This window comes from Streptomyces sp. 5-10 (assembly GCF_014712245.1).
In the GTDB taxonomy this organism is placed as follows: domain Bacteria; phylum Actinomycetota; class Actinomycetes; order Streptomycetales; family Streptomycetaceae; genus Streptomyces; species Streptomyces violaceusniger.
Window position 1 is genome coordinate 1 of record NZ_JACVYG010000133.1, and the last position, 5,667, is coordinate 5,667.

Consider the following 5,667-nt stretch of genomic DNA (forward strand, 5'->3'; position numbering starts at 1 on the left):
GACCGGTGACCGGCTGGTGCTGCGCCATGTGGTCTTCGGTGGTGAGGCGCTGGACCTGGGGCGGCTGGCGGAGTGGTACGAGCGGCACGGCGAGGGCGCCGTCTGCGCACCGCTGTTGGTGAACATGTACGGCATCACCGAGACCACGGTCCACGTCAGCCACCTGCCCCTGAACCCGGAACTCGCTGCCTCGGGCGCAGGGTCACTGATCGGCCGAGGCATCCCGGACCTGCGGATCCATGTCCTGGACAGCGCGCTGCGCCCGGCCCCTCCGGGTGTGGTCGGCGAGATGTATGTCGCTGGTGGTGGGGTGGCGCAGGGCTATCTGAAGCGGCCGGGGCTGAGCGCGTCCCGTTTCGTGGCGGATCCCTTCGCGGGTGATGGTAGGCGGATGTATCGCACCGGTGACCTGGCGCGCTGGAACGCCGACGGGCTGCTGGAGTACCTGGGGCGCGCCGATGACCAGGTGAAGATCCGNCCTGGGGCGCGCCGATGACCAGGTGAAGATCCGGGGTTTCCGCATCGAGACGGGTGAGATCGCGGCCGTGCTGTCGGCCTGCCAGGGCGTGGCCGACTGCGCGGTGGTCGCCCGCGACGAGCGGGGCGGCGAACGCAGGCTCGTGGCCTATGTGGTGCCGCAGGACCCGGGAGAGGCGCCGGAGCCGGGGCTGCTGCGCAAGAAGCTCGGGGAGTCGCTGCCGGACTATATGCTGCCCGCCGCGTTCGTCACGCTGCCCGCCCTGCCCCTGACCCCCAGCGGCAAGCTCGACGCACGGGCGCTGCCGGAGCCCGAGATGACCGGAGGGGCGGCCGGCCGCGACGCCCGCACCCCGCACGAACAGGTGCTGGCCGCGCTCTTCACCGAGGTGCTCGGCGTGCCCACGGTCGGCGTGGACGACAACTTCTTCGCCCTCGGCGGTCACTCCCTGGCCGCCACCCGGCTCGCCAGCCGGGCCCGTGCCGTGCTCGGCGTCGAACTCGCCGTGCACGACGTCTTCGACCGGCCCACCGTGGCCGCGCTCGCCGGGCTGCTGGACACCGCGGCGGCCGCGCGAGCCGCGCTGGTCCCGACGCGGCGGCCCGACCCGATGCCGCTGTCGTTCGCCCAGGCGCGGTTGTGGTTCCTCGACCGGCTCGACGGCCCCAACCCCACCTACAACATCCCGTTCGTCCTGCGGATGTCCGGCGATCTCGATGTCGCGGCGCTGCGGGCGGCGCTGCGCGACGTCCTGTTGCGGCACGAGAGCCTGCGCACCGTGTTCCCCGACACTGCGGGTGAGCCCCGGCAGCAGGTGGTGGCCCCCGAGGACCTGCCGTCCCTGCCGGCGGTCTCCGAGGTCGCCGCCGCGGACCTGCCCGCCGCTCTGGCCGCCGCGGCCCGCCACACCTTCTCCCTCGCCACCGAACTCCCGCTGCGCGCCGAGCTGTTCCACCTCGGCGGCGCTGAGCATGTGCTGTCCGTCGTCGTCCACCACATCGCCGGTGACGGCTGGTCGCTGGAGCCCCTGGTGCGCGACCTGTCGACGGCCTACACGGCCCGCTGTGACGGCCGGGCCCCCGGCTGGGAGCCGCTGCCGGTGAGTTACGCCGACTACACCCTCTGGCAGCGGTCACTGCTCGGCGACGACACCGACGAACAGAGCGCGCTCGCACGCCAGTTGGCGTACTGGAAGACGGCCCTGGCCGGGCTTCCGGAGGAGCTGGCCCTGCCCACCGACCGGCCCCGGCCCGCCGTCGCCAGCCACCGCGGCGCCGTACTGGACTGCGAGATCGGCCCCGAACTCCACCGTGAGCTGCTCGCCGTCGCCCACGCCGGCGGCGCCAGTGTGTTCATGGTGCTCCAGGCGGCGCTGGCGGTGCTGCTGTCCAAGCTGGGCGCGGGCGACGACATCCCGGTCGGCAGCCCGATCGCCGGACGTACCGACGAGGCACTGGACGACATGGTCGGGTTCTTCGTCAACACCCTGGTGCTGCGCACCGACACCTCCGGGCGGCCGTCGTTCACCGAACTGGTGGACCGGGTCCGCCGGACCGACCTGGCGGCCTACGCGCACCAGGACGTGCCGTTCGAGCGGCTGGTCGAGGTGCTCAACCCGGACCGTTCGCTGTCCCGGCACCCGCTGTTCCAGATCCTGCTCAGCATGCAGGACCACCCGGACCGTTCGCTGGAGCTGCCGGGCCTGGACGCCTCGGTGGCCCCGGGCGACCTGACCATCGCCAAGTTCGACCTGCAGTTCGACTTCAGCGAGCGGCGGGACGCCGAGGGGGAGCCCGCGGGGATCGGCGGGCAGGTGCTGTACAGCACCGATCTGTTCGACGCGGAATCCGTGCGCCGGATGGTGGGGCGCCTCCTCCGGGTGCTTGAGTCGGCCGCCGCGCGGCCGGAGGCGAGCATCGCCGAGATCGACGTGCTGGAGCCCGAGGAGACCGGCCGGCTGTCCAGGGCGGAGACCGGTGCCGTCCGTGAGGTGGCCGCTCTCACGGGCACCGTACCCGCCCGGTTCGCCGAGCGGGTGGCCGCCGCCCCGGACCGCACCGTGCTCATCGCCGCCGACGGCACCGAGGTCACCTACCGGGAGCTGGAGACGCGGGCCAACCGGCTCGCGCACCGGCTGATCGCCGCGGGCGTCGGCCCGGAGGCACGGGTGGCCGTGCTGCAGCAGCGCTCGGTGGACCTCGTCGTCTCACTGCTCGCCGTGCTCAAGGCCGGCGGTGCCTATGTGCCGCTGGACGCGCGCGCCCCGCAGACCCGGTGGCAGCTGGTGCTGGCGCAGACCGACGCGTCGGTGCTGCTGGTCGACCGGGCCCAGCCCGAGCTGGAGTTCACCCACCAGGCGACCACCGTCGTGGTGGACGACGACCTCGCGGGGCTCCCGGCGCACGCCCCCACCGTCGCCGGGCATCCCGAGCGGCTCGCCTATGTGATGTTCACCTCCGGGTCGACCGGCCGCCCCAAGGGGGTCGCGGTCACCCACCGCGATCTGCTCGCGTTCGCGCTGGACGGCTGCTTCGACGCGGACGCCCACCGACGGGTGCTGCTGCACGCCCCGCACGCCTTCGACGCCGCCAACTACGAGCTGTGGGTGCCGCTGCTCACCGGCGGCACGGTCGTCATCGCGCCCCCGCAGGACATGGACGTCCAAACGCTGCGCCGGATGATCACCGAGCACGGCGTCACCGGACTGCATCTGACCGCCGGGCTGTTCCGGGTCGTGGCGGAGAACGACCTGGACTGCCTGACCGGTGTGCGGGAGCTGCTGGCCGGCGGCGACGTCGTGCCCGGTACGGCGGTGCGAACTCTGCTCGAGCGCTTCCCCGGCATGGTGTTCAAGGACACCTACGGCCCGACCGAAACCACCTCCTTCGCCACCTTCCACCGGGTGTCCTCGCCCGGCGCCGTGCCCGATGTCGTGCCGATCGGCAGGCCGCTGGACAACATGCGCGCCTACGTCCTCGACAACAGCCTGCGCAAGGTGCCGCCGGGTGTGCTCGGTGAGCTGTACATCGCGGGCGAGGGCCTGGCGCGCGGCTACTGGCGGGCGCCCGCGCTCAGCGCCGAGCGGTTCGTCGCCGACCCCTACGGTCCGGCCGGGAGCCGGATGTACCGGGTGGGCGACCTCGCCCGCCGGACCGACGAGGGGGTGCTGGAGTTCGCCGGCCGCGCCGACGACCAGGTCAAGATCCGGGGCTTCCGGATCGAACCCGGTGAGGTCGAGGCCGCGGTGGCCCGCCAACCCGGGGTGGCCTCCGCGGCGGTGATCGTGCGCGAGGACCGTCCCGGCGACAAGCGGCTGGTCGCCTACGCGGTACCCGCCGCGGACCACCCGCTCGACCTGGCCGCGCTGAGCGACGAGCTCGCCGAGGCGCTGCCCGACTACATGGTGCCCTCGGCCGTCATGGCGCTCGACGCCCTCCCGCTCACCCCCAACGGCAAGCTCGACCGCACGGCACTGCCGGCGCCGGAGCTCGCCGGCGAGGGAGCGGGCAGGGCCCCGCGCACCCCGCAGGAGCAGGTGCTCTGCGGTCTGTTCGCCGAAATCCTCGAACTGGCCTCGGTCTCCGTCGACGACAGCTTCTTTGCCCTGGGCGGACACTCCCTGCTCGCCACCCGGCTGGTGCTCCGCATCAAGGCCGTGCTCGGCGTCGACGTGGCGGTGCGCGACCTGTTCGACGCGCCCAGCGTCGCCGAGCTGGCCAAGCTGGTGGACCGGGCCACCGGGACGCGCACCCCCTTGGCGCCCCGCCCGCGCCCCGAGGTGGTCCCGCTGGCGTTCCCGCAGCGCGGACTGTGGTTCATCAACCAGATGGGACACGCGGACGGGACCTACAACCTGGGCGTGTCGCTGCGCTTCACCGGACGGCTCGACCGCGCCGCGCTCTACGCCGCGCTGCACGACGTCATCGCCCGCCACGAGAGCCTGCGCACGCTGTTCCCCGACCACGAGGGCGTGCCCTCGCAGCGCGTGCTGCCCGCCGAGCGGGCACACGCCGAGATCCGGGTCTCCGAGGTGGCGGAGGACCGGCTGGATACGGCGCTGACCGAGGTGGCACGGCGCGGGTTCGACCTCGCCGCCGAACTGCCCATCCGGGCCGACCTGCTGGTGCTGAGCCCCACCGAACACGTCTTCCTGATCGTGGTGCACCACATCGTCGCCGACGGCTGGTCCTTCGGCCCGCTGGTGGACGACCTGGCCGCGGCCTACACCGCGCGGCGCGCCGGGGCTGCCCCCACCTGGCGGCCGCTGCCGGTGAGTTACGCGGACTACACGCTGTGGCAGGCCGAGCTGCTGGGCAGCGAGGAGGACCCGGACAGCCTGCTCAGCCGTCAGCTCGACTACTGGAAGCAGACCCTGGACGGCCTGCCCGAACAGCTGGAGCTGCCGACCGACCGGCCCCGCCCGGCGGTCCTGAGCAACGACGGCGACCGTCTGCCGCTGTCGTTGAGCCCCGAGCTGCAGATCGCCCTGACCGACATCGCCCGCACCAGCGGTGCCAGCCTCTTCATGGTGGTGCAGGCGGGCCTCGCCGGCCTGCTCTCCCGGCTGGGCGCGGGCGAGGACATCCCCATCGGCACAGCCATCGCGGGCCGTAACGACGAGTCCCTGGTGGACGGGATCGGGTTCTTCGTCAACACGCTGGTGCTGCGCAACGACGTGTCGGGCGACCCGACCTTCCGGCAGCTGGTGGAACGGGTCCGCGAGGTGGACCTGGCCGCCTACGCCCACCAGGAGGTGCCGTTCGACCTGTTGGTGGAGACCCTGAGCCCGGACCGGTCGCTCTCCCGGCACCCGCTGTTCCAGACCATGCTGACGTTCGAGAACATCCCCGAGCTGACGCTGCGCTTCCCCGGCCTGGACACCCGGCTGCACCCCGCCAACAACCGCACGGCCAAGTTCGACCTGGACTTCGCGATCGGCGAGACCTTCGACGCCGACGGCACCCCGGCGGGGATGACGGGCACGCTGGTCTACAACACCGATCTGTACGACCGGGCAGGCGCCCAGGCGCTGGCCGACCGGTTCGTACGCTTCCTGGAGGCCGTGGCGGCCAACCCGGCCCTGCCCCTCTCGGAGGTGGACCTCCTCTCGGCGGCCGAGCGTCGGCGGGTGCTGGTGGAGTGGAACGGGGACGCGGCTGTTGAGGTCATGGTCACGCTTCCGGAGGTGT

The 5,667-nt window shown here is 72.8% G+C and carries 1 protein-coding gene and 1 pseudogene; both read left to right on the forward strand.

Going from position 1 to position 5,667, the window contains the following annotated elements; translation table 11 throughout:
• Positions 1-2,375: pseudogene (locus tag IEJ02_RS51540) on the forward strand (condensation domain-containing protein); the annotation flags it as partial.
• Between the two features lie 162 nt (positions 2,376-2,537).
• The coding region (locus IEJ02_RS51545; RefSeq protein WP_498067142.1) for an amino acid adenylation domain-containing protein at positions 2,538-5,667 on the forward strand (3,130 nt) is incomplete at its 3' end.